The 24,978-nt window shown below is 65.7% G+C and carries 21 protein-coding genes and 1 tRNA gene; 7 read left to right on the forward strand and 15 right to left on the reverse strand.

The window, feature by feature from the left end:
- Window positions 1-154 precede the first annotated feature (154 nt).
- The 4 genes from GRI89_RS11315 to GRI89_RS11330 form a co-directional block, all read right to left on the reverse strand.
- Window positions 155-880 (reverse strand): SDR family NAD(P)-dependent oxidoreductase, encoded by a 726-nt coding sequence (locus tag GRI89_RS11315; RefSeq protein ID WP_201290915.1) that lies wholly within the window; start codon window positions 878-880, stop codon window positions 155-157.
- A 191-nt stretch (window positions 881-1,071) separates the two neighbouring features.
- On the reverse strand, window positions 1,072-1,644 hold the full coding sequence (locus tag GRI89_RS11320) for a PilZ domain-containing protein (RefSeq protein ID WP_159795412.1): 573 nt from the start codon (window positions 1,642-1,644) through the stop codon (window positions 1,072-1,074).
- A 188-nt stretch (window positions 1,645-1,832) separates the two neighbouring features.
- A complete protein-coding gene (locus GRI89_RS11325; RefSeq protein WP_159795415.1) occupies window positions 1,833-3,641 on the reverse strand; it encodes a DUF885 domain-containing protein in 1,809 nt (602 codons plus the stop codon).
- Between the two features lie 74 nt (window positions 3,642-3,715).
- Window positions 3,716-4,303 (reverse strand): DUF2585 domain-containing protein, encoded by a 588-nt coding sequence (locus GRI89_RS11330; protein ID WP_159795418.1) that lies wholly within the window; start codon window positions 4,301-4,303, stop codon window positions 3,716-3,718.
- A 60-nt stretch (window positions 4,304-4,363) separates the two neighbouring features.
- On the opposite strand from GRI89_RS11330, the gene crtY reads away from it, so the two are divergent.
- From crtY to GRI89_RS11355, 5 genes are all read left to right on the forward strand, one after another.
- Complete coding sequence (gene crtY / locus GRI89_RS11335; RefSeq protein WP_159795421.1) at window positions 4,364-5,545, forward strand: lycopene beta-cyclase CrtY; 1,182 nt, start codon at window positions 4,364-4,366, stop codon at window positions 5,543-5,545.
- Window positions 5,542-7,035 (forward strand): phytoene desaturase, encoded by a 1,494-nt coding sequence (locus GRI89_RS11340; RefSeq protein WP_159795424.1) that lies wholly within the window; start codon window positions 5,542-5,544, stop codon window positions 7,033-7,035. The genes crtY and GRI89_RS11340 overlap by 4 nt, the downstream gene beginning before the upstream one ends.
- Complete coding sequence (locus GRI89_RS11345) at window positions 7,032-7,613, forward strand: LOG family protein (protein WP_159795427.1); 582 nt, start codon at window positions 7,032-7,034, stop codon at window positions 7,611-7,613. Before GRI89_RS11340 ends, GRI89_RS11345 begins: the two co-directional genes overlap by 4 nt.
- Before the next feature lie 54 nt (window positions 7,614-7,667).
- Window positions 7,668-8,696 (forward strand): phytoene/squalene synthase family protein, encoded by a 1,029-nt coding sequence (locus tag GRI89_RS11350; protein ID WP_328598224.1) that lies wholly within the window; start codon window positions 7,668-7,670, stop codon window positions 8,694-8,696.
- Window positions 8,697-8,828: 132 nt separating this feature from the next.
- Window positions 8,829-10,706, forward strand: a complete 1,878-nt coding sequence (locus tag GRI89_RS11355; RefSeq protein WP_159795430.1) for an acetyl-CoA carboxylase biotin carboxylase subunit — start codon at window positions 8,829-8,831, stop codon at window positions 10,704-10,706.
- A gap of 96 nt (window positions 10,707-10,802) precedes the next feature.
- On the opposite strand, the gene GRI89_RS11360 is transcribed toward GRI89_RS11355, so the two are convergent.
- Complete coding sequence (locus tag GRI89_RS11360; RefSeq protein WP_328598219.1) at window positions 10,803-12,275, reverse strand: glycerol-3-phosphate dehydrogenase; 1,473 nt, start codon at window positions 12,273-12,275, stop codon at window positions 10,803-10,805.
- Entirely contained in the window at window positions 12,272-13,519 is a 1,248-nt protein-coding gene (locus GRI89_RS11365) for a multidrug effflux MFS transporter (RefSeq protein WP_159795433.1), read from the reverse strand. Before GRI89_RS11365 ends, GRI89_RS11360 begins: the two co-directional genes overlap by 4 nt.
- A 92-nt stretch (window positions 13,520-13,611) precedes the next feature.
- Between GRI89_RS11365 and dinB the strand changes: the two genes are divergently transcribed.
- A complete protein-coding gene (dinB, locus tag GRI89_RS11370) occupies window positions 13,612-14,727 on the forward strand; it encodes a DNA polymerase IV (RefSeq protein ID WP_159795436.1) in 1,116 nt (371 codons plus the stop codon).
- On the opposite strand, the gene GRI89_RS11375 is transcribed toward dinB, so the two are convergent.
- The 6 genes from GRI89_RS11375 to GRI89_RS11400 form a co-directional block, all read right to left on the reverse strand.
- The gene (locus GRI89_RS11375) at window positions 14,709-15,188 is read right to left on the reverse strand and encodes an NUDIX hydrolase (RefSeq protein ID WP_159795439.1); all 480 of its coding nucleotides are present in this window, start codon (window positions 15,186-15,188) and stop codon (window positions 14,709-14,711) included. The two genes, dinB and GRI89_RS11375, sit on opposite strands and share 19 nt — an antisense overlap.
- Window positions 15,176-15,796, reverse strand: coding sequence for a 6-phosphogluconolactonase (locus GRI89_RS11380; protein WP_159795442.1), 621 nt, complete (start codon window positions 15,794-15,796; stop codon window positions 15,176-15,178). Before GRI89_RS11380 ends, GRI89_RS11375 begins: the two co-directional genes overlap by 13 nt.
- A 40-nt stretch (window positions 15,797-15,836) precedes the next feature.
- Window positions 15,837-16,298, reverse strand: coding sequence for a Dps family protein (locus GRI89_RS11385; RefSeq protein ID WP_159795445.1), 462 nt, complete (start codon window positions 16,296-16,298; stop codon window positions 15,837-15,839).
- 83 nt (window positions 16,299-16,381) lie between these two features.
- Entirely contained in the window at window positions 16,382-16,945 is a 564-nt protein-coding gene (locus GRI89_RS11390) for a hypothetical protein (RefSeq protein WP_159795448.1), read from the reverse strand.
- 57 nt (window positions 16,946-17,002) lie between these two features.
- Window positions 17,003-18,610: a phytoene desaturase family protein gene (locus tag GRI89_RS11395; protein ID WP_159795451.1), complete on the reverse strand. Its 1,608-nt coding sequence runs from the start codon at window positions 18,608-18,610 to the stop codon at window positions 17,003-17,005.
- Window positions 18,607-19,773, reverse strand: a complete 1,167-nt coding sequence (locus GRI89_RS11400; RefSeq protein WP_159795454.1) for an aromatic ring-hydroxylating oxygenase subunit alpha — start codon at window positions 19,771-19,773, stop codon at window positions 18,607-18,609. Before GRI89_RS11400 ends, GRI89_RS11395 begins: the two co-directional genes overlap by 4 nt.
- 39 nt (window positions 19,774-19,812) lie before the next feature.
- On the opposite strand from GRI89_RS11400, the gene GRI89_RS11405 reads away from it, so the two are divergent.
- Window positions 19,813-20,409, forward strand: a complete 597-nt coding sequence (locus GRI89_RS11405; RefSeq protein ID WP_159795457.1) for a TetR family transcriptional regulator C-terminal domain-containing protein — start codon at window positions 19,813-19,815, stop codon at window positions 20,407-20,409.
- 19 nt (window positions 20,410-20,428) lie between these two features.
- Here GRI89_RS11405 and GRI89_RS11410 read toward each other — a convergent pair whose 3' ends face one another.
- From GRI89_RS11410 to GRI89_RS11420, 3 genes are all read right to left on the reverse strand, one after another.
- The gene (locus GRI89_RS11410; RefSeq protein WP_235913286.1) at window positions 20,429-22,852 is read right to left on the reverse strand and encodes a TonB-dependent receptor; all 2,424 of its coding nucleotides are present in this window, start codon (window positions 22,850-22,852) and stop codon (window positions 20,429-20,431) included.
- A 126-nt stretch (window positions 22,853-22,978) separates the two neighbouring features.
- The gene (locus GRI89_RS11415) at window positions 22,979-24,736 is read right to left on the reverse strand and encodes a tetratricopeptide repeat-containing sulfotransferase family protein (RefSeq protein ID WP_159795460.1); all 1,758 of its coding nucleotides are present in this window, start codon (window positions 24,734-24,736) and stop codon (window positions 22,979-22,981) included.
- A 58-nt stretch (window positions 24,737-24,794) separates the two neighbouring features.
- A tRNA-Gly gene (locus GRI89_RS11420) sits at window positions 24,795-24,868 on the reverse strand.
- Window positions 24,869-24,978: the final 110 nt, after the last annotated feature.

Below are 24,978 nucleotides of genomic sequence, written 5' to 3' on the forward strand. Positions count from 1 at the left end.
GTTGCTCCCTTTCGGCCACGAGGGCTCTTGGCTGGAATGGCAGCTAATGACCCTTGGGACCAAAAATTAGTCGGTCCGCTACTGACCCAGTTGCGGACATCATTCCAACATGGTCACGTCAGCGACAATCAGCGCGGCCTTGCTGAACGCGCAATCAACCGACGGTCTTGCCGCGATCGACCAACAGCGAATGGCCCGTCACGTAGCTGCTTTCATCGGAAGCGAGGAAAGCCACTGCAATTGCTATGTCGTCGATCGTACCCAACCGCCCCAGCGGCACGGCGGGGACAAGGGCTTCGGCGCCGGGCACGCCGAGGTTGTGCACGATGTCGGTCAGCATCCGGCTTTCGATGAAGCCCGGATGCACGGAATTCACGCGCACGCCGAACGGCGCGGCTTCGAGGGAAGCGGTCCGGGTCAGGCCCAGCACGGCATGCTTCGATATAATGTAGCTGGACATGTTGGCCGCGCCGATCAGCCCAGCGATCGAAGAAGTGTTTATGATCGACCCGGACTTCTGCGCCTGCATCAGGGGCAGAACGTATTTCATACCCAGGAACACACCCAAGACGTTGACGTTGAACACCCTTACGAATTCGTCGGTCGGATAGTCCTGGATCGAGGCCTGGGTGCCTTCGATGCCGGCATTGTTGAAGAAGATGTCGATCCGGGACCCAAGGGCAAGCGACTTTTCAACGTAACCACAGACTCGGCTTCGACGGTCACGTCGGCGCGCAGCAGGGTGAATCCTTCGCGGCCATCGAGCGGTTTCCACCGGTCCGCCATCCGCCGATGGATGGTCGACGCCGATGACCCGGGCCCCGCGTTCGGCCAGCTTGCGCGCCGTCGCGCTGCCGATGGCACCGGCGGCGCCGGTCACGACCGCGACCTTGCCAGCCAGGGGTTGGTACCCTGCTGGGTCACTCATGACAGCCTCTCGTGTTCGATATGCGCTCGATCGCTCTGTTGCGATCGGCGCCTCGCCGGACAACCTGTCACCAAATTGCGGCCATTCTTTGCTTGCAGCGCTGCCGCCAGACAGGGCGAGGCGCGGAGTCTCGAACTCGCAATCTACTCGGAATACGTCGCCCTTTTGATCAGGCTGGCCCGCTTGCGGCCGGGGACGATGCGCGAAGTTTCGGCCGAACGATCGTTCTTCAGCGCGCCTTCGCGAATTGCCTCGAGGACGATTTCACCTGAGATCGGCGCATCGAACTTCAGGCCGCAGGAGTCGTTGTTCGACCACGCAACGGATCCGAAGACTTCGTAGATGCTCCACTTGAGCAGCGCTGGCATGCCCACGGCAGGCGGATTGTGAATGCTGATGCCCGCACCATATTCGGAAATGTCGGCCAGCCACGCCGACCGGTTGAAACTTGCCGTCTGCAGGCGCGCGGGCAGGTTGATGCGGCTGCGCAGGGCAACCCGGCGATCCTCCTTCGCTTCCCCAGTATCGTCCTGGTATGCTCCGAGGTGGGCCCAGTCTTCGCAATTGTCGCTCGCTTCGGTCACCAGCGACCCGTAGTAATTCGGGTTCTCGACCAGTTTCCGGCACACCCCTTCGCGGGCCACCTCCTCCCTCAGGTTGGGAGCCCAGTAGCGGCACTGATGGCAGGAGGGAGTACGTTCGGTATCGCCAGGCATTCAGTCGCTCTCCCCGACTTTGAGCAATTACAAAGTCCTAGCGAAAGAAGGTGAATTTCAGCCTTAAGAACATGGTTATCGGCGGGCGTTCCTCGCCGTCTGCCGCCTGCCAGGTTCCCGCGGTTCAGATCCCTGATTCCAACCGCTGAATCCCGACGCCCGGCGGCATCAGGCAGGCGGCGGATTCCCTAACCCTTCTTCGCAGCGATCCAGTCGTCGATCTTCTGTTCGAGGATCGGCAACGGCAGTGCGCCGGTGTTCAGCACCTGATCGTGGAATTCGCGGATGTCGAACCTTTCGCCCAGTTCCTTCTCGGCCTTGGCGCGCAGCCGCTGGATGGTCAGCGCGCCGGTCTTGTAGGCCAGCGCTTGCCCCGGGATGGCGATGTAGCGTTCGACCTCGGCGCGGATGTCCTCGAGGCCCAGCGCCGAGTTGTCGGTCATGTACTGGATCGCCTGTTCGCGGGTCCAGCCCTTTGCGTGGATGCCGGTGTCGACCACCAGCCGCAGCGCGCGCAGCATCTCGTCGTTGAGCGTGCCGAAGCGCGCCGCGGGATCGGCGTAGAAGCCCATCGGGTAACCGAGCGTCTCGGCATAGAGCGCCCAGCCCTCGACGAAGGCGGTGTTGCCGCCAAAGCGAATGAAGTTGGGCAGCGCGGTGTTCTCCATCGCCAGACTGATCTGGAAATGGTGCCCCGGCGCGGCCTCGTGCATGTAGAGCGTGATCTCGTTCGGCGTGGTGCGGGCCGGCAGGTCGTAGGTCGAATAGTAGAAGATCCCCGGCCGCGATCCGTCGGGCGAGCCCTCGTTGTACGAGCCCTCGGCGGCATATTTCTCGCGGAACGGTTCGACCGGGCGGACCTCCAGCGGCAGCTTGGGCAGGTGCGCGAAGTACTCGGGCGCCTTGGCGTCGACCATCTTCGAGATGCGGTTGAAGGCGTCGATCTTCTCCTGCGCGGTCTTGCGCTTGAAGCGCGGATCGGTGCGCAACCAGGTGAAGTATTCCTGCAGCGTCCCCTCGAAACCGAGCTCCTTCTGCGTCTCGCGCATGGCGTCGAGGATGCGGGCGACTTCCTTGAGGCCGGTCTGGTGAACCTCCTCGGGATCGAGCGGCAGAGTTGTGTAGCGCTCGATCAGCTGGGGGTAGAGCCTGTCGCCGCCCTTCATCGCCCAGAGCCCGACGTCTTGGCGCGCCTTGGGCTGGTAGTCCTGCTTCAGGAAGTCCTCGAGACGCTTGTAGGCCGCGAAGATCGTGCCGACGTTCGCGCGGTATTCGGCGGTCAGGCGCTCGCGATCGGCGGCGCTGAAGTCCTCGGGGAATTGACCTACCGGGCCGTAGAATGGCGAATCCTCGATCGGCGCGGCGAGTTGGGCGTCGAGCTGCTCGATGGTGCGGTCGATCGTCATCCGGCTCTCGACCACGCCGCTCGCCAGCCCTTCGCGCATGCGGCCGATCGCCCGGTCGACCCAGGCGACGTATTCGGCGTTGCGCTTGAGGTTTTCCTCGTAGTCTTCGAGCGTCGCGAAGGGCGCGCTGCCCTGCCCGCTGGCGATGGTCGGGTAATAGACCTGCCAGCTGGCGTAGTGGTTGACCGGGCGCACTTCGGTCAGGGGCAGGATATCGTCCGCGAGCGAGTCCAACGTTCGCTGCTGGTTCCACGCGAAGACGTCGTAGGCGATCTTGTCGGTCGGCGAGAGTGCGTCGCGATCGAGGCGATGAAGCGCTTCAATGTTGGTTTCAGCGTTCTGTTTCTGCGCTGAATAGTATGCATCGGAGTCGTAATCGCCGAAGTGCTCGGCATAGCGCATGTCGCCGCGGCTCAGCGCGTCGAGCGGGTTGAGCTTGAGGTCCGCTTCGTCCGCCGCGGCGAAGGCCGCGAACAGCGCCTCGTGCGGGCTTGCCGCAACGCTCTGCGCAGGTTCGCTCCCGACGGTGGTGGCGCAGGCCCCGAGCAGGATAGTGGAGGCAAGCAGGGCGGCGGACAGGAACGGCTTCAAGGCAAACTCCGGGGAAACGGGGGTCCGGGCTCGCTAGAACCCGCACCTGCCGGTTTCAAGTGCAACCGGGCCGCTTATCCGCCCGCCTGCCACTGGCGGATCGCCTCGATCGGCCAGAACAGCATGACCACGTTGAGCGTCAGGTTGTCGCGGATGGTGTAGAGCGTCAGCAGTTCGAGGAACACCGCCAGCGCCACACTGTATTTCGCCGGGATCCTGCTGGCGACGAGGAAGCCGATCGTCATCCAGCCGATGTCGCTGATCGAATTGACGACGCTGTCGCCCGAATAACCGAAGCTGACCGTCACCGCGCGGTAGCGGTCGATAACCATCGGCGTGTTCTCGACCACCTCCCAAGCCGCCTCGACAAAAACCGCGATCGGCAGCGCCCAGCGCGCCGGGCGGCCGCCGAACAACCTGAGCTTCTTCCACAGCAGCCAGGCGACGAAATACATGATCAGCCCGTGGGTGAAGTGGCTTGGCGAATACCAATCCGAGATGTGCTGCGAGTTCTCGGAGGACTGCACTACCCCGTGCCAAAGCTTGACGGTGCCGCATTCGCAGATCGGATTGCGGCCCATCGCCAGCAATATCGCCGCCGCAACCACGACGAGCGCGAAGGTCATGAAAACGGCGCGAGAGTTGGGAAGCAGGCGGTTCATCGGGGCACTTGTGCAAGCACGGTGGTTGCCATGCAATCCCCATAGGCTAAGGCGACAACGATGCCCGGACGCACCTGCGATATCGCGATTGTCGGCGGCGGCCTCGCCGGCGGACTGATCGCGCTGGCCCTGCGCCAGTCCAATCCCGACATTTCGGTCCGGCTGATTGAAACCGGCGCTACTCCGGGCGGCAACCACCGCTGGAGCTGGTTCGAAAGCGATCTCGACGACGAAGCCCGGTGGCTGATGCGGCCGTTCCGCACGACGCGTTGGGACAAGGGCTATGACGTCGCCTTTCCCGGCCATGTCCGGCACCTCGACACCGCCTATCGCTCGCTGTCGAGCGAGGACTTCGCCGCCGGGCTCAACCGCGAGCTGGCGCCCGGCACGATCATGGCGAACCGCAGTGCGAGGTCGCTGATGGCCGACGGAGTCTACCTCGAGGACGGCGGCTGGGTCGGCGCGCGGGCGGTGATCGACTGCCGCGGCTTCACCCCCACTCCGCACCTCACCGGCGGCTGGCAGGTCTTCCTCGGCCGTCACATGCGCACCGAAAAACCGCACGATGTGACCCGCCCGGTGATCATGGATGCGACGGTCGACCAGAAGGACGGCTACCACTTCGTCTACGTCTTGCCGCTCGGTGCCGACGAGCTTTTCATCGAGGATACCTATTACCAGGACGAACCGAAGCTCGACCGCAGCAAGCTGTCGGGCCGGATCGACCGGTATTGCGAGCATCACGGCTGGCGCGGCGAACTGCTCAGCTCCGAAACCGGGATTCTGCCCGTGGTGACCGGCGGCAACTTTTCCCGCTGGCAGGCGGAGCAAGACGTCGACGGGGTTGCCCGTGCCGGTGTGCACGCCGGGTTCCTGCACCCGCTGACCAGTTATTCCCTGCCCTTTGCCGCCGCGACGGCGAATGCCGTCGCCCGTTACGGCGACCTGCCGGGCGACCAGCTGGCGGCGATGCTCGCGGCGCGGGCGCGGCGGCACTGGAGCGATACCAAGTTCTACCGCCGGCTCGGCTCGATGCTGTTCGGCGCAGCGCGCAGCCACGAACGCTGGCGCGTGTTCTCGCACTTCTACGGTCTTGACGAAGAGCTGGTGGAGCGCTTCTACGCCGCCCGTTCGACCCGCGCCGACCGCATGCGTATCCTGTGGGGCCGCCCGCCCGTGCCGATCCGCCGCGCAATCGCCGCACTCGCCACCTCGCGCCCCTCGCTGGAGCATGCCGCATGACCTTCGCAAACAAGCGCGCCTGCGTGATCGGCAGCGGTTTCGGCGGTCTTGCTCTCGCCATCCGCCTGCAGTCGGCGGGCGTGCAGACGACGGTGGTCGAAGGGCGCGACAAGCTCGGCGGCCGCGCCTACCACTGGCAACGCGAAGGCTTCACCTTCGACGCCGGGCCGACCGTCATCACCGATCCCGGCTGCCTGCTGGAGCTGTGGAACCTTTCCGGCTCGGACATGCGCGACGATGTCGAGCTGATGAAAGTCATGCCGTTCTACCGCCTCAACTGGCCCGACGGCACCAACTTCGACTACTCGAACGACGACAAGCTGCTGCGCGGCGAGATCGGCAAGCTCGATCCTTACGACATCGCCGGGTACGAAGCGTTCCTCGACTATGCCGCGGCGGTCTACGAGGAAGGCTACGTCAAGCTCGGCACGGTGCCGTTCCTCGACTTCAAGTCGATGATCAGGGCCGCCCCGGCGCTGATGAAGCACCAGGCCTGGCGCAGCGTCTACTCCGTTGTTTCGCAGTACGTGCGCAACGAGAAGCTGCGCGAGGCGCTGTCGTTCCACACGCTGCTGGTCGGCGGCAACCCGATGACCACGAGCTCGATCTACGCCCTGATCCACAAGCTGGAGAAGGACGGCGGGGTGTGGTGGGCCCGTGGCGGGACCAACAGGCTGGTGGCCGGGATGGTGCGGCTGTTCGAGCGGCTCGGCGGCACGGTCCGCCTCGGCGACCCGGTGGTCCACGTCCACACCATCGGCAGCCGCGCCGCCGAAGTGCAGGCGCAGAGCGGCTGGCGCGAAGCGTTCGACGCGGTCGCCAGCAATGCCGACATCGTCCACACCTACCGCGACCTGCTACGAGGCAGCCCGCGCGGCGAACAGATGGGCCGCGCGCTGGCGAAGAAGCGCTTCAGCCCGAGCCTGTTCGTGGTCCACTTCGGCATCGAGGGGAGCTGGCCGGGCATCCCGCACCACATGATCCTGTTCGGCCCGAGGTACAAAGGCCTGCTCGAGGACATCTACGTTCGCGGCGTGCTGCCGCAGGACTTCTCGATCTACCTCCACCACCCGACCGTGACCGACCCGAGCATGGCACCGCAAGGCAAGAGCACGTTCTACGCGCTTGTCCCCGTCGCCCACATGGGCAAGCTGGCGGTCGACTGGGACCAGGTCGGCCCGGTGCTGGAGAAGCGCATCCTCGACGAGGTCGGGCGGCGGCTGATCCCCGACATCCACGACCGCATCGTCACCAAGTTTCACTACGCGCCGAGCGATTTCGCGCATGACCTCCACGCCCACGTCGGCAGCGCCTTCTCGCTGGAACCGATCCTGACACAGAGCGCTTTCTTCCGCGGGCACAACAGGGACGACGTGATCGGCAATTTCTACCTTGTGGGGGCGGGAACGCATCCCGGCGCGGGGATTCCGGGCGTGGTCGGCAGCGCCAAGGCGACCGCCGGGCTGATGCTGGAGGATTTGGCGAAATGAACCGTCTCGCCGTCTACTGTGGCTCCGCGAGCCCGGAAGATCCGCGCTACGTCGAACTGGCGCGCGACGTCGGCGCGACGCTGGCGGGGCGTGGGATCGGTGTGGTCTACGGCGGCGGCCGGCTCGGGCTGATGGGCGCGGTGGCGGCGGGCGCGATGGGGGCGGGGGGCGAGGTCATCGGCGTGATCCCCGAAGCGATGATCAAGGCCGAAGTCGCCAACTTCGACTGCACAGAACTCAAGGTCGTGCGCAACATGCACGAGCGCAAGGCGGCCTTTACCGACTTGTCCGACGGCTTCCTGACCATTCCCGGCGGCGTCGGCACGATGGACGAGTTGTGGGAAGCGGTCAGCTGGTCGCAACTCGGCTATCACAACAAGCCGGTCGGCGTGCTCAACGCCTTCGGCTTCTATGACGGCTTGCTCGAATTCAACCGCCACATGGGCAAAGTCGGTTTCGTCCGTCCGGCGCACCAGGGTATCATCATCGACGACACCGAACTGGATGCGCTGCTCGACAAGATGTCCGCCTATCGCCCGCACACCCCGATCTTTCACATGAAGGCCGAGGATCTCTAGGTGGCCGGACGCATCCTCAGGTTCGGCAACCGTCGGCTGGTCTCCTCCAGCATCATCCGCCAGACCCCGCGACAGGTCGGCGGCGGGCGCGAGCGGGCGGCGCTGGTGCGGCAGGCGAAGAAGTCGATCACACGCGGCAGCAAGAGCTTCTCGCTGGCCAGCAAGCTGTTCGATCGCGCGACGCGCGAGCGGGTCTGGCTGCTCTACGCCTGGTGCCGCCGCTGCGACGATATCGCCGACGGGCAGGACCACGGCGCCAGCATCCTCAAGCTCGACGACGCCACCACAAAGCAGCGCGTGCTGGCGATCCGCATCCTCACCGAACGGGCGCTGCAGGGCCAGCCGACCGCCGAACTGGCCTTCGACGCCTTCAACCAGGTCAGCGCCGAGTGCCGGCTCACGCAGGAAGAGGCGAACGACGTGATCGAGGGCTTCGCGCTCGATGCGCAGGGCTGGCGCCCGCGCACCGAGGAAGACCTTATGCGCTACTGCTTCCACGTCGCCGGGGCGGTGGGGGTGATGATGGCCAAGGTCATGGGCGTATCGGGCGAAGACCACGAAACGCTCGATCGCGCCTGCGACCTCGGGCTGGCCTTTCAGCTGGTCAACATCGCCCGCGACGTGTCCGACGACGATGCCGCCGGGCGCTGCTACATCCCGCTCGAATGGCAGGCCGAGGCCGATCTCCCGCCCGGAATGCGCCTGCGGCCCGAATATCGCGAACAGCTGGTCGCTCTGGTCGCGCGCATGCTCGACATAGCCGAGCAGCACGAGGCGGCGGCGCGCTTCGGTGCCAACGGTCTGCGCTTTCGCCAGCGCTGGGCGGTGCTCTCGGCCGCGGGCATCTACGGCGCGATCGGCCGCAAGGTCCGCGCCGCCGGTCCGCACGCCTGGGACCACCGCATCCACACCAGCGCATGGTCCAAGCTGGGCTTCGTCGCGCGCGGTTTCGTCGACGCAATTCGCGGCGCGCCCGAGCCCGAGGTCTGGCCGAAGCACACCCGCGGCAGCCTGATGACCGCCGCCCGCATGGCCGGCCCGCCCGCCCCGATGCCGATGACCCCGCTGCCGGATGAGGCCTAGACGGCACAACAGGCCGTCATTGCGAGGGGCCGCAGGCCTTGCGGCAATCCAGAGCGGCGCGCGCAACCGCACTCGATTGCGTCGTCGCTTCGCTCCTCGCAATGACGAATAACATCAGCTAACCGGTTTCCGATGATACGAAAGCTCCTGATAGCCAACCGCGGCGAGATCGCCTGCCGGGTCATGCGCACCGCGCGCGAGATGGGGATCGCCACGGTGGCGGTCTATTCCGATGCCGACGCCAAGGCGCTGCACGTACGCTCGGCCGACGAAGCGGTGCGTATCGGCCCCGCGCCGGCCGCCGAGAGCTATCTCGTCGGCGAGAAGATCATCGCCGCGGCGAAAGCAACCGGGGCGGACGCGATTCACCCCGGATATGGCTTCCTGAGCGAGAACGCGGCCTTCGCCCGCGCTGTCATCGCGGCCGGCATTACGTGGGTCGGCCCGGCGCCCGAGAGCATCGAGGCGATGGGCCTGAAGGACGCGGCGAAAAAGCTGATGCAGGACGCAGGTGTGCCTGTAACGCCGGGTTACATGGGCAAGGACCAGTCGCCCGAACGCCTTCGGAAGGAAGCCGATTCAATCGGTTATCCCGTACTCATCAAAGCCGTCGCAGGTGGCGGCGGCAAGGGGATGCGCAAGGTCGACGACCCCGCCGATTTCCTCCCGGCGCTTGAATCCTGCAAACGTGAAGCTAACTCGAGCTTTGCGAATGACGAGGTCTTGCTCGAAAAATGGGTCACCTCGCCGCGCCATATCGAGGTGCAGGTGTTCGGCGACAAGCACGGCAACGTCGTCCACCTGTTCGAGCGCGATTGCAGCCTCCAAAGGCGCCACCAGAAGGTGATCGAAGAGGCTCCTGCGCCCGGCATGGACGAGGCAACGCGCGAAGCGATCTGCTCTGCAGCAGTCCGCGCCGCGAAAGCGGTCGATTACGTGGGTGCGGGCACCATCGAGTTCATCGCGGACGCTTCCGAGGGCCTCAAGGCCGACCGCATCTGGTTCATGGAGATGAACACCCGCCTCCAGGTCGAGCACCCCGTGACAGAGGCGATCACCGGAGTCGACCTCGTCGAATGGCAATTGCGCGTTGCCGGGGGCGAACCCTTGCCGCTGGCCCAGGACGATCTCGAAATCGACGGCCATGCCATCGAGGCGCGGCTCTACGCCGAGGATCCGGCGCGCGACTTCCTGCCGAGCATCGGCACGCTCACCGAATTCTCGCCCGAGGATTGCCGCGTCCGGCTCGACAGCGGTGTCGAGGAAGGCGACGAGATCACGCCCTACTACGATCCGATGATGGCCAAGATGGTCGCCCATAACGAGCATCGCGACCATGCCATCGCCGAACTGCGACAGGCGCTGATCGAGACGAGTTGCTGGCCGGTGCGCTGCAATGTCGCCTTCCTCGCGCTGCTGCTCGACGATCCGGACGTTGCCGCAGGACGGCTCGATACCGCCCTCATCGCACGCAAGGGCGATGCGCTTGTCCCGCCGGCCCTGCCCTCCGAGGCGCTGCTGCGCGGCGCGGCGCAGAAGCTTGTCGAGGAAGGCCCCCTGCCGCAGCCGCTGATCCCCGGCTTCCGCCTCAACGCCCCGCCCCGCTGCACCGCGCAACTCGAGGTCAACGGCCGCCGGGTCGACGTCGATTTCACCGAACCGGCGGAACACTGGTGGATGCCGATGCCAGTCGGCCCGGAGAAGGTCGTCATCACGGAGTGGGGCCAGAGCTTCGGCATCGGTTTCGCGCGCAACGACGCCACCGGCATCGCTTCGGCGCACGATGGTGACATCCTCGCCCCGATGCCGGGCAAGGTCATCGCCGTCGCGGTGAGTGAAGGCGAGAGGGTCACCAAGGGGCAGCGGCTCCTCACGCTCGAAGCCATGAAGATGGAGCACACCCTGACCGCGCCGATCGACGGCACGGTCGCCGAACTCAACGCGAAGGCCGGCGACCAGGTTCAGGTGGAAGCATTGCTGGCCCGGGTCGAGGCGGGCGAAGACGAATAACATCGTCATTGCGAGCGCAGCGAAGCAATCCAGGGCGGCACAGGGCCGCTCCGGATTGCCGCGTCGCCTTCGGCTCCTCGCAATGACGAATGCGGCTTAGCCGCCCATAAACTCCGCCAGCGCCGACTGTTCGGCATCGCTCATGTGCATGCCCAGCTTGGTGCGGCGCCACAACACGTCCTCGGCGGTCTGCGCCCATTCCTTGGCCTTGAGGTACTCGACCTCCGCCTCGCTCAGCCCGGCGCCGAACCGGCGGCCGAGGTCGTCCCACACCTGCGCGGCGCCGAGCCAGACGCGCGCCAGCGTACCGTAGGCGCGGCCGATACGCTGGGCGTCGCGCTGGGAGAGGAAGGCGTAGTCGCGCTGCAGATCGGCGACCAGGTCGGCCTGCCGGTCATGCGGAAAGTCGCCGCCGGGCAGCGGCTCGCTGGCGGTCCACGCCGGGCTGGCCAAAGCAGGCAGGCGCTGCGCCAGCTTGTCGACCGCCTCTTCGGCCAAATGCCGGTGGCTGGTAATCTTTCCGCCATAGACGCCGAGCAATGGCGCGCCCTCACCCGGTTCGCTCAGCGGCAGGCGATAGCCGCGCGTCGCCGCTTCGGGCCGCCCGCTGCCGTCGTCGACCAGCGCGCGCACCCCGGCATAGGTCCACACCACGTCGGACGGCTTCAAAGCCTTGGCAAAGTAACGGCTCGCGGCCTCGCACAGGTAGGCGATTTCCGCCTCGCCGGCGTGGACATGGTCGAGCGGGCCGGTGTGGTCGGCATCGGTGGTGCCGATCAGCGTGAAATCGTCCTCCCACGGGATGGCGAAGCAGATCCGCGTGTCCGGCAACTGGAAGATGTAGGCGAATGGGTGGTCGAACAGCTTCGACATCACGATGTGCGAGCCGCGCACCGGGCGGATGTGATAGGCGGTTTCGGTCCCGGCCAGCTGCGCCACCGCATCCGCCGCCGGTCCGCCGGCGTTGACCAGCGCCGCGCCGGTGAAGCTGCCCGCAGAGGTCTCGACCGTCCACAGTCCGCCCTCGCGCCGTGCCGCCGTCGCGCGTGTCCGGGTCAGGATCGTCGCGCCGCGTTTCGCCGCGTCCTTGGCGGTCAAAACCACCAGCCGGGCATCGTCGACCCAGCAGTCGGAATATTCGAGCCCGCGCACCGGCCCGGGCTTGAGCGGCGCGCCCGCCGGATGCCGGTCGAAGCGGATCGAGCGGGTCCCCGGCAGCGAGCCGCCGATCGCCAGCGCGTCATAGAGCGCCAGGCCCGCGCGCAGCTTCCAGCGCGGGCGCATCCCCGGCTCGACCGGCAGCACGAAACGCATCGGACGCACGATGTGCGGGGCGATGCGCCACAACCGCTCGCGTTCGAGCAGCGCTTCGCGGACGAGAGCGAATTCGTAGTATTCGAGATAGCGCAGCCCACCATGGACCAGCTTGGTCGAAGCGCTCGAAGTTCCACGGGCAAGATCGCCCGCTTCGAGCAGCAGGACCTTGCCTCCGCGCCCCGCCGCATCGCGCGCGATGCCTGCGCCGTTGACCCCGCCGCCGATGACGATGAGGTCGAACGGCCCGTTCACGGCACGTGGGGTTGCAACGGCTTGTTGAGGCGGCGGAACAGGCGGCCCTTCTCGCTGTAGAGCACCAGCAGGAGGGCGAGGACCGAGCAGGTCAGCAAGGCAAAGGCGAAGGGCCGCGCAGTGCCATCATAGCTCTGTCCGATGACCATGCCGACCATCGCCGCGCCGAACATGCGGAAGAATGTCTGCACGCTCGATGCCGCTCCGGCGATGTTGGCGAAGGGCTGCATGGCAATCGAACCGAAGTTGGCACCGAGGAAGCCGAGCAGCGCCAGGTTGGTCGCCATCAGCGGGATGAACCAGTAGATGTCCCCGTCGCGGTTGATCGCCGCCCAGACCTGCGCACAGCTCACCGCGATGAAGATCAGCACCCCGGTATGGCTGACCCGGCGCGCGCCGAAGCGGGTGACGATGCGCGAATTGACGATGTTCGACACCGCCATCATCGCTGCCGTGCCGCCGAACACCACCGGGAACCACGACCCGGCGCCGAAATGCTCGCCGATCAACTGCTGCGCGCTGTTCACGTAGCCGAACACCGCGCCGATGAGCAGCGAAGTCCCGACGACGTATCCGATCGAGGCGCGATTGAAGAGCGCGGCCTTCATGTTCCGAACGATCACCGGCACGTCGATGGTCTGGCGGTTCTCTTCGGTCAGCGTCTCAGGCAGGCGTATCCACGTCCACAGTCCAGCGATGGCCGCAGCCATGGCGAGGCTGACGAAGATCCAGCGCCAGCCGGCCAGCAACATCACCGCCTGGCCCATGCTCGGGGCGATCACCGGCATGATGATGAACACAGCCGAGACCATGCTCATCATCCGAGCCATCTGGTCGCCTTCATAGCGGTCGCGGATCAGCGCCACCGGGGCGACCATGAGGCCGCCGGCGAGCATGCCCTGCAGGCCGCGGGCAATGAGCATTACGGTGAAGTCGCCCGACAGCGCGACGATGATCGAGAACACGACGTAGGACGCCAACGCGATCATGATGACCGGCTTGCGACCGTATCGGTCGGCAAATGCGCCGGGGACGAGGCTGCCGATGCCGTTGGCAAGCAGGTAGACCGAAACGATCAGCTGCCGCTGGTTGCCCGCCGCCACGCCGAATTCGTGCGCGATCTCGTCAAGCGCCGGCAGCATCCCGTCGATCGCCAGCGCATTGAGGCTCATCAACAGCGCGATCAGCACGACCAGCTCGCGCCGGCCGATAGCCTGTTCGGGTGGAGATGCAGCGTATTCCATGGGACCTGAGGCCCTAGCCCCGTGCTGCACTGCGGCAAAGCTCTTTCTCGCAGGCAGATGACGGGCACTGCCGGGCGTCCTACAAACGCCCCATGGCAGGAGAGGCAGAGGACGACGGCGAAGAAGCGCAGGGGCTGCGCAAGATCATCCACATCGACATGGATGCCTTTTTCGCCAGCGTCGAGCAGCGCGACAATCCGGACCTGCGCGGAAAACCCGTTGCGGTCGGCGGTTCCAGCGGGCGCGGCGTGGTCGCCGCCGCCAGCTACGAGGCGCGCAAGTTCGGCGTCCGTAGCGCAATGCCGAGCATGACCGCCAAGCGGCTCTGCCCCGACCTGATCTTCGTGCGCCACCGCTTCGAGGAATACCAGGCGGTCAGCCGCCAGATCCGCGAAATCTTCCGCCGCTACACCCCGCACGTCGAACCGCTCAGCCTCGACGAGGCCTATCTGGACGTGACCGACGACATCCGCGGCATCGGTTCCGCCACGCGCATCGCCGAGCTGATCCGCCAGCAGATCCGCGAGGAAACCCGGCTCACCGCCAGCGCCGGTGTCAGCTACAACAAGTTCCTCGCCAAGCTGGCCAGCGACCAGAACAAGCCCGACGGAATCTGCGTCATCAAGCCCGGCCAGGGGGCGCAGTTCGTTGCCGGACTGCCGGTGCGGCGCTTTCACGGGGTCGGCCCGCGCGGGGCGGAGAAGTTGGCCAAACTCGGCATCGAGACCGGGGCCGACCTGGCGGCCAGGGACCTCGCGTTCCTGCGCGCCAACTTCGGCAGCTTTGCTGACTACCTCTACCGCGCCGCGCGCGGCATCGACCTGAGGCCGGTGCGCGCCAACCGCATCCGCAAGTCATTGGGCGGCGAGCGCACCTTCCACGAGGACATTTCGAGCGGCTCGGCGCTGCGCGATACGCTGGAGGATATCATCGCCATCGTCTGGGAGCGCATCGACGAACACCAGACGCGCGGGCGCACGATTACGCTCAAGCTGCGCTTTTCCGACTTCCAGATCATGACCCGGGCAAAATCGCTGCCGCAGCCGGTGTCCGGGCGCGCCGAGTTCGAGCTTGTCTCGCGGACGATCCTCGACGAGGTGCTGCCGCTGCCGATGCCTGTGCGGCTGATGGGCCTGACGCTGTCGAACCTCGAAGGCGAAGAGGGCGACGAGCGGCCGCCCGACACCGCTCAGCTATCCTTGCTGTAACGCGCGTGCCAGCGGCCGAGCTCGTCGCGCGTCAGGGCGATGGTATCATGTGGCGGGTTGTCGGGACGAAACCATCCGGCTTCGAGTATTTCGCGCCCGTCGATCCGGGGCTCGCCGACGATGTGGGCGGAAAAGATATGCCCGCGATTGGGTGCCCCCTGCATGATCCGTTCGCGGACCTCGAACAGTTCGATGTGCTCAAGCTCGCACCTGAGTTCTTCACGCATTTCGCGGCGGACGCAGTGTTCCGGATCCTCGCCCCGCCGCAGGCCTCCACCCGGTAGCGACCACCGGCCCGAGCCGTAGCTGTGGCGTACGAGCAGGACATGATCCTCGCAGTTTCGAATGATCACCGAGATGCCGTCGTGAGGCATTCCCGTCAGGTGCCGCCAGCGTCCGCGCAATCGGTAGGCGATGCGCAAGACCAGGCGATGCAGCGGCGCCGGGATCAGGTGAAACATGTCACCGGCTGGTTGGCGGCGGCGAGCAGGCGGGCGATGGGCAGGTCGTTGCCGCCGCAGGCCGCTTCCTCGAACAGCGCGCGTTTCTCCTCGCCGCGAATGACGAAAAGCAACTGGTCGGAATTGAGCAGCGCAGGGATCGTCAGCGTGATGCGGTCGAACGGCGCCTCGGGCGGCAGGGGGTCGGGCGTGAGCATTCGCATCGGCTGCGGATCGTCGGCTCGCGGGTCGGTGTTGGGAAACAGCGAGGCAATGTGCCCATCCCCGCCCATCCCGAGCCAGGCGAGCGCGAAGCGCGGGACCTGCTCCATCACCGAAAGCGCGACCACCTCGGCTCCGGCGGGCTCGAAAAGCGCGCGGATCTTGCCGGTGTTGCTCGCCGGGTGATCCTCCGGAACCTCGCGGTCGTCGCCCGGCCAGACCGTCAGGCGCGACCAGTCGAGCGGCAGTTCGACGAGGTGCTGGAAGACCGGGAACGGCGTCGAGCCGCCGGGCACCGTGATCGCGACCGGCGTATTGCTGGCCGCAAGCGCACGCTCCAGCCGGGTATGGAGCCATTCGGCAATCGCCCGGTCGTCGAGCCCGGAAAGTATCTCGATCTTCGCCATGGCAGCCAGCCTTAGCGGCAGGTCCCGACCTGTCGAGGGGTCAGCGCATTTCCTGACTCAGGAACCACACGCGGCGTTCGGCTTCGTCCTGCCATTCGTCGACCAGCGCGCTGGTCGCGTTGTCGCCGGCAGCCTCGGCCTTGTCCTTGAGGTCCTTGAAGTCTTCGACCAGCTTCGAGTTATCGGTGTGCAGTTCCTTGATCATCTTGTCCGTGGTGAGATCGGTCAAATCCTGGTCCTTGATCGAGGTCAGCCTGGCGATCGCGCCGATCGAAGTCAGCGTATCGCCGTCCTGCTTGCGCACGCGCTCGGCCATGGCATCGGTGATGCCGTAGATGGCCGTGGCCTGTTCGTCGAACAGCAGGTGGAGATCGCGAAAGCGCGGGCCCTTCAGGTGCCAGTGAAAGCTCTTCGTCTTCATGTAGAGCGCGAAGTGATCGGCCAGAGTCTTGTTCAGCGCATCGATCATTGTCTTCTTCGAATTGTCGCCCTTGCCTGCCATGGTCTGTCTCCAGTTGGGAATTGCCAACTATACGCCAGACCCGGCCCCCGGTTTCCCGATCAATCCGCGTTTGAGTGATCGCCTCAGCCCATGATGCCGCGCGCGGTCATCCCGACCACGACAGCGGCGATCACGAAAGCTGCGGCCAGCGCCAGCCGAACCGCGCGCAGCGGCAGGCGGGTCTCCCACTCGGATCCGAGCGACCATGCCATGGTCAGCACTGCGCCCGAACCGAGCACCCCACCCACGGAGGCGAGCTGCCAGTGCGCCGTCGCCACACCGAGCGCCAGCACCAGGAAGCGCGCGGCATCGGTCAACTGCCCCGTGAGAAGCACCAGGGCGATGGCGCCGAGCGACTGCGTCGGCTCGCGCGGCGGTGCTTTGCGCATCGGCCAGGCGAGCTCGAGACCGGCTGCAGCGAGCGCGGCGGCCACGAACATCGTCTTGCCCGCCGGCGGCATCAGCGGGGCGAGCGCCGACCCGCCCCAGGCCACCGCCGTCGTCGTGACAATAGAGGTCATCCAGCACACCGTCAGCAGCCCGGCATTGCCGCCGAGCAATCCCGAAAGGTGTGCGACGAGCCGCGCCTGCCGCGTTCCGAGCATGGCGAGCGCGCTGGCGATCAGGGCAAGGAACAGCGACGGCATGGCGCCACTGTTGCGAGATTGCGGTGCGAAAGGGAAGCCGGCTCCCCTCCCCCGTCCTCATGTGGGATTGAAGCGCCCGAACCGCCCGCCGTCGGCAATCACCTCGCGCGCGCAGTTGTGGCCCGGAGCGCCGGTCACGCCGCCACCCGGATGCGTGCCTGCACCACACATGTAGAGGCCATTGACCGGCCCGCGATAGGCGCCGTGGCCGAGGACCGGTCGGGCGCTCCACAACTGGTCGAGGCTCATGTGCCCGTGCATGATGTCGCCGCCGACGAGGCCGAACTTGCGGTACAGGCCCTTGGGACTGAGCACCTGGCGACCGAGGATCGAGGCGCGGAAGCCCGGGGCGTGTTTCTCCACGGTATCGATGATGGTGTCCGCCGCGGCGTCTTCCTCGTCGTCCCAGTCGCGTCCGTCGGGCAGTTCGGGGGCGAACTGTTGGCAGAACAGGCTGGCGACGTGCTGGCCCGGAGGGGCGAGGCTGTCGTCCACCGTGCTGGGGATCAGCATCTCGACGATCGGCGCCTTCGACCACCCGAACTGCTTCGCATCGAGGAACGCCTTGTCCATGTAGTCGAGCGTCGGGGCGAGGATGATGCCCGACTGGTGGTGCTCGCCCGGCTCGGGCAGGCAGGTGAACTTCGGCAGTTCGCTCAGCGCCACGTTCATGCGGAAGGTGCCGCCCCCGGCCTTGAAGCCGCGCATGCGGCGGCGGAAGTCTTCCGGCTGCGCGCTGGCCGGCAGCATCTTGCCATAAAGCAGCTTGGGCCCGACGTTGGCGATGACGCGGCTTGCCGCGATTTCCTCGCCGCTTTTGAGCCGCACGCCCGCAACCTTGTCGCCATCGACCAGGACCTCGTCGACCGGCGCTTCTAGCGTGATCTCGACACCCGCATCGCGGCAGACCTTGGCCATGATCTGGGTGATCGTGCCCATCCCGCCGACGCTGTGGCCCCATGCACCCTTCTTGCCGTTCACCTCGCCAAAGACGTGGTGGAGCAGGACATAGGCGCTGCCCGGCGTGTCGGGGCTGGCATAGTTGCCGACCACGGCGTCGAACCCGAACGCGGCCTTGACCGCCTCGCTCTCGAACCACTGGCCGAGGAAGCTGGTCGCCGACTTGGTGAAGAGGTCGAGCACGTCGCGCTTGGCTTCAAGCGAGAGGCGCGACATGCCCCAGCCTTGCGATGCCCCGGCGAGCAGCGTGCGCAGCCCTTCGCCGACGTTGGGCGGCGACTTCAGCGCGAGGTCGCGCAGCACTTCGGCCACGCCTTCCAGCGCATCGTAATAGGCCGGGAGCGCTTCTGCGTCGGCGAACGAGAACTTGCGGAATTCCGCCTGCGTGCGCTCCAGCCCGCCGCCGAGCTTGAGGTAGTCGCCATCTTCCTGCGGCAGGAAGTTGGAGATCGGTCGTTCGATCACGCGATAACCATGGTCGTGCAACCGCATGTCGGCGATGACCTTGGGCTGCAGCAGGCTTACAGTGTAGCTGGCGACCGAGTTGCGGAAACCGGTGTGGAATTCCTCGGTCACCGCCGCGCCGCCGACCACGTCGCGGCGCTCGACCATGCGAACCTTGAGGCCCGCCTTGGCGAGGTAGAAGGCGCAGACCAGGCCGTTATGCCCGGCCCCGATGATCACGGTGTCGTAACGCTTGGTCATGCCCGGCTCCATCCGGCGGCAGGTTGCTGTTCGCTTCTCGCCTCGGGGATCACGTCACGAACACGGCTGCAGAAATTGCGCAAACAGACTTCCTTTTCACTGAGTGGGCCGACCGAAAACGAGCGCGACGCCATACCCTGCTGTACGCGGGTGATGAGCGCAGTGTCCTCGGCATTCACCTGCCGGTTGATGCGCCAGTTGAGGTAGCGTGCGGCGCGCATTTCGCGCCTGTCGTCGGGCAGGATGTAGCTGATTTCGCGGATCAGGCTCTGGGTTGGGCCGACCGGTAGCCACTGCATGAAATCGACCTGGTCGGGGTAGATGTCGAAGGCGACATTGGGCCAGATCTTGAAATAGAGCCAGTAGCGCTGGCGCTCCTCGGGCAAGTGCGGGACCGGCGGGAGTAGGCGCTGGTAGAGGCGTTCGGACCAGTTGGCGGACGGCCGATCGACCATCGCGCCCCACATCCGGTCGACATGGCTTTCGGCCTCGACCCCGTAGCCCTTGCCGAACAGGCGTGTCAGGCCCGGGTGGGCGACGGGAATGTGCAGGCCATCGGAATAGTTGTCGCCGATGTTCTTCCAGTTGACCTCGCGAGGTCGTAGCGTGACCCGTCCAAGCGCCGAGAGTTCCTCGAAGCGGTAGGGTTCGACCATCGCCTCGTAAGGCGCCATCATCTGCGCAACCGAGGGGCCTCCGTCGTCTTCGAGCCGGACGAAGATGAAGCCGCGCCATATCTCCAGTTCGACCGGGACTAGGCCGGACTTGCCCTTGTCGAGCGTAGGATAGCTCGCGCTGTCGGGCACGCCGGTCAGCCGACCGTCGAGGTCGTAGGTCCAGGCGTGATAGGGGCAAACCAACTTTTTCGCGCAACCGCTGACGCCATCGACTAGACGCGAGCCGCGGTGGCGGCAGACGTTGGTGAAGGCGCGCAGGACGTCGTCGCGTCCGCGCACCACGATGACGCTCTCACCGCAGTATTCGAGCGTGTGCCAGTCGCCCGGCCCGGCGATGTCGCTGGTGTGGCACACGACCTGCCAGCTCGGGCGGAAGATTCGTTCGAGTTCAAGCGCATGGAATTCCGCGTCGCGATAGGTCCACGCTGGCAGGCTCCAGCCGTCCTGCGGGTCGTTTGCCGTATCGTTTGCGGGATGCGTTGCCATTACCGATTCCTTGCTATACGTTCGTATAACAAGAGGGGAATGAGCCAGCAACCCGCCTTTACGCGTGCCGCGCCCAACGAACGGCGGCAGAGCCTGATCGAGGCTTGTGCCCGGGTGTTGGCGCAGAAAGGCGCGGCGGGCGTCTCGGTCCGTACGATATGCGCCGAAGCGGGCGTTTCGGCGGGGCTGTTGCGGCACTACTTCAGCGGCGTGTCCGAAGCGATTGCCGAGACGTATCGCTGGACGGGCAATCGCATCGACGCGGCCCTTCTACAGGCGGTGGAAGAGGCGGGAAGCGATCCGCGCGCGCGTCTGCTCGCCTATGTGACGGCCAGCTTCCGCCCGCCGATCGCCAGTCCGGACCTGCTCGCCACCTTCGTCGCCTTCTGGAGCCTGACGCGCAGCGATGCGCAGGTCGCCGCGGTCCATGACGAAGTCTACGGACAGTTTCGCGCCGAATTGCAGGAACTGCTGCTGGCCTGGAAGCCCTGCCTCGCCGACCCTCACCTCGCCGCCATCGCGCTCACCGCGCTGATCGACGGGCTGTGGCTCGAACTCTCGCTCGGGCAGGCGCCGTTCAGCGCAGCCGAGGCCGATGCCTTTGTCGGGAAATGGCTGGATTCGGTGGCCGGCTAGGCCGGCCACCGCCCCATCATCAGAAATCGACGCCGAACTTCAGGCCGACGGTACGCGGCCTGATCGGGTAGTTGTAGAACACCCCGCCGGTATTGCTGACGTTACCCGGATCGCCGCAGGTCGTCTCGACACACTGGACCGAAGCGTCGAGGATGCCGTTGCTGTCGAACAGGTTGGTTGCGAAGAGCTCGACCCGGAAGGTCCCGTTTTCCGCCCCGATGCTGGCATCGACCGTGTTGAACGAGGGGAACATCCCCTTGATGGCATTCTCCAACGTACGCAGGTCGCTGCGCCGCTTGCCGACGTGGGCAAAGGCGCCTTGCACGTGCGCGTCCCAGTCCCCGAGCGGGAACGTGTAACGTGCCACCAGGTTGCCCTTGAACTTCGGCGTGACCGGCAGGCGCGTGCCCGCCGGAGAAAGCAGCGCGTTGAACTCGCTGCCGTCGTCAATCGCGCCGCTGCCGTCGAGGTCGACGTCCACAGTGCAGTCGAAGCTGGGCACGGCGATCGCGCAAAAGTCCCGCGTGATCTTGGCGTCGTTGTAGCTGCCCGATGCAGTCAGCGAGAAGCCGCCCTCGCGATAGCCAATCTCCGCTTCGACGCCGCGCACCCGGGCGATACCGGCGTTGCGCACTTCCGAAAGGCCGTTCGCGCCCAAGAACGAGAGTTGGATGTCGTTCCAGTCCTCCTGGTAGATCGCACCGTTGAAGCGGAGCGGTCCGAACTGGGTCTTCCAGCCGATTTCATAGTTGTCGAGCTTGTCGGGCCGGTACGGCGGCAGAGTGCCGCGGCGGTTGATGCCACCCGGACGGAAGCCCTGCGACCAGGTGGCGTAGACCATCGCGTCGTCGGTGATCTTGTAGGTCGCGTTGACCTTGTAGATCGCGTCGGTGTCCGAAGTGACCTTGTCGATGTTTGTGCACGGCGTACCCTTGACGATCGCCGGACCGAAGCATGCTGCCACACCGGTTCCGCTCGAGAAGTTGCCGCTGAAGCCGAAGAACCCGACCAGGGAGTTCTTGTAATTATAGAGCCTCGCACCGCCGGTGATCGTGAACTGGTCGGTGATGTCGTAGCTCAGCTCGCCGAATGCCGCGTAGTCGCGGTCGACGCGCTTCTGGTGGGTCAGCCAGATGTCGCTCTCGGTACCGGGCACCACGAAGTAGTCGGTCTCGTCGTCGACGATGTAGTCCTCAAGGATGTTGTGCTTCTGCCGCTGCGCGAACACGCCGCCGATGAAGCGGAGGCGGTTCTCCTGCGGCGAGCTGATACGCAGTTCGCCGAAGCTGCGACGGTATTTGCCGACCGCCTCGATATACTGGTTGGGGCTGATGTAGTCGCCGTTGTCGTCGTAGAAGTAGGCGCCGTAGTCATACAGCGCATCGTAGAAATACGAGTAATCCGAGTAGTCGTTGTCGCGGTGCGTCTCACGCCATAGCTGGCCGCCGGTGGCGACAAGGTCCCAGTCGCCGATCTTGCCCTCGATGGTCAGCGCGGCCTGGAGCCATTTGTCGTCGTTGCGCTCGGGATTGTACTGCACCATCTGCAGCTTCTTAGTGACCGCCGAGCTGCGTTCCTGCTGGCCGTTGCCGTTGGCCTTCTGGACCTGACCCATGACGGTCGGACGCAGCGTCCAGTTGTCGTCGAGGTCGATGCCGAGCGCGAGGCGGGCGCCGTAGATGTCGGCGTCGTTGTAGTTGTCTTCGACCAGCGCGGCGTTGGTATCGGTGATACCCGAGGTCTTGTACGTCCGGCTGCCGAGAATGTTGTCGATGTAGCCGGCATCGTGGCGATACCAGCCGACCAGCCGCATCGCTGCGTCGTCGGAGATCTTGGCGTTGTAGAACCCTTGCGCGATCCCGCCGATGGCGCCGTGCGCGACCGTGTTGAGTTCGAAGTCAGCGCCGCCGTAATTGCCCGACATGTCTGGAGCGTTGGTCACCAGCTTGATCGTGCCGGCCATCGAGCTTGCGCCGTAGAGTGTGCCCTGCGGACCGGCGAGCGCTTCGACGCGCGCCAAGTCGTAGGCCTGGATATCGAGCGGACCCTGGATGGTCGTGATCGGCATTTCGTCGAGATAGACGCCGACCGTCGGCTGCGAGGTCGAGTGGTTGGCGTTCTCGCCCGAGGCGAGGCCGCGGAAATAGATCTGGGTGGTCCCCTCGTTGGTCTTCTGCAGCGTCACCGAGGGCAAGTACTTCACCGCGTCCTGCAGTTCCTTGACCTGCAGTTCGGCCAGCTTCTTGTTGCCCAGCGCGGTGATTGCGACCGGCACGTCCTGCTGGTTCTGCTCACGTTTCTGCGCGGTAACGACGATGACGTCGTCACTGTCGCCCGCCTCGTCGCCCTCCTGCGCCAGTGCGGGCATGGCCACGGCAATCGCGGTAGTAGCGAGCAACGCGGCAGCGAAGCGGCCTGAGCCGCCGATCAAAGATGGTGACAAAAAAACCTCCCTGAAGGTCCCCAAGTCTTCAATCTGACGCAAAGATTCCGCAGTGCAATAGACTTCGGTTGCCCGTTGCAACGATCTTGCAACATGATGCCTTTCGGCCACGCCAAGGCGCTCGACCTAGTGGCGGGCGTAAGTCTCTGGCAGGTCGCCGAGCGCCGCTTTGAGCGGGCCGAGCCACTCCTCGTAGGCCTGCCACTGGCCCACGCCTTCGCGGTTTATCGGTCGCCGCACCTGCTCGCTCGACGCAGTGCGTACGGCGCGGGTGTTGGCATGGAAATCGAGGCAGGCTTCCTCGAATTCGAGGCCGAGATACTCCAGCAGGCGCCGCACTTCGCCTTCGGGGTCGTCGAGCAGGTCCTCGTGGATCACGCGGTGAATCCGCCCGGGCAGCACGGCATCGTAATGGTCCATCGCCCGTATGTAGTCGGCATAGTACCGGCCGATGTCGTCGAGACCGTAACTGAACGCCTGCCCCTTGGCGAAATGCTGGCGGAAGTTGGAAAAGCAGCAATCGAGCGGGTGGCGCCGCGCGTCGATGATCTTCGCCTTGGGCAGGATCAGGTGGATGAACCCGGCGTAGCTCCAGTTGTTGGGCAGCTTGTCGATGTAGAACGGCTTGCCGGTCTTGCGCTGCACCCGGGTGCGATCGAGAAACTCGGCGCCCAGTTCGGCCAGCCGGGCCGGGGCCATCGCCGCCACCGCACGCGGCCAGTCGCGCATTTCGTCGCCCGCCCGAATCGCCTCGCGCATGGCCATGGCCGGGATGTCGGGCAACTCCATCGTCCCTTCGACTTGCGAATGGCTGGCGAGGATCTGTTCGAGCAGCGTCGATCCCGCCCGCGGAAGGCCGAGGACGAAGATCGGGTCGGGAGAAGGATCACCCAAGCCGCTGCGTTCGGCCACGAAGTCCGGTGTGAATACTGCCACAACCTCGTCGACCTGCTTTGTGGTGCTTTCCGGATCGTAGCCCAGCTGCTCGCGGCGCAGTGCGTTGCCCGCCTCGTAGTGCAGGAAGCTCGGCTCTGCCTGGTGGCGGTCGCCGTAAGCCTTGCCGAGCGCGAAGTGCAGGTGCAGCCGGTCGTCTGGTTGAGGATTGCCCGCCAGCGCTGCTTCCATCGCAGCAATGTCCGCATCGTCGAACGACACGGTCTTGAGGTTGGCGAGGCTCCACCAGACCTCGCCCAGTCCCGGTTCGATGGCTAACGCGCGGCGATAGGCGGCAATACCCTCGTCGAGACGCCCTACGGTCTTGAGCATATGGCCCTGGCTCATCTGCAGCTTGGCGTGGTCCGGGAAGGTTTCGAGCAGTTCGCCGTAGAGCTTGAGCGCTTCCTCGTAGTTGCCGATGCGCCCGAGCGCGGCGGCGAGCAGATTGCGGTTCGACGGGCTGGCCGGGTCGCGCGCCAGCACTTCTTCGAGCTCCGCCGAAGCATCCTCGAAACGGTTCTGCTTGTAGAGCACCGTCGCCAGGTTGCCGCGCGCGGCGAGGAAGCCCGGGGCCAGTTCGAGCGCGCGGCGCAGCAGCGCTTCTGAATCGCGCAACCGGCCGATCCGCGCCGCCAGTTCGGCCATCATGCGGATCGCTGCGACGTCAGTCGGCTGTTCGCGCAGCCGCTGGCGCAGCAGTCCCTCAGCAGTCTGCAGGTCGCCTTCGAACAGGGCATGGGCGATTTCCAGCGCCTCCGGGTCGCGGGTCGCCGCGCGGATCGCCGCCAGTTCGGCCGCCTCCGCCTCGTCGTCTTCGCCCAAAGCCCGTAGCGCCCGCCCGAGCAGGCGCTGGGCCGCGGCATGGAATGGATCGCGCCCGACGACCGCGCGCAAGTGCTCGGCCGCAGCGGCGGGATCGTCGGCGATGAGACTGGCAATGTCCGTCATTCCGGAACCGTTTCGCGCATCCCGGCGCCGAGGGCCAGAGCTAAGACTGTCGAAAAGGTGGAGCGGGTAGCGGGAATCGAACCCGCGCGTTCAGCTTGGGAAGCTGACAGGCTACCATTACATCATACCCGCATTTCAACGGCTTGGGACGACCTCGGGCAGCGCTTTCGGTATTGCCCGGAGCCGGCCTCGCCGGAATGCGTCGCGTTTGGCTTGTAGCATTGGCCCGGTCAATGCTCTTT

The organism is Croceibacterium salegens (genome assembly GCF_009827435.1).
Lineage (GTDB): Bacteria > Pseudomonadota > Alphaproteobacteria > Sphingomonadales > Sphingomonadaceae > Croceibacterium_B > Croceibacterium_B salegens.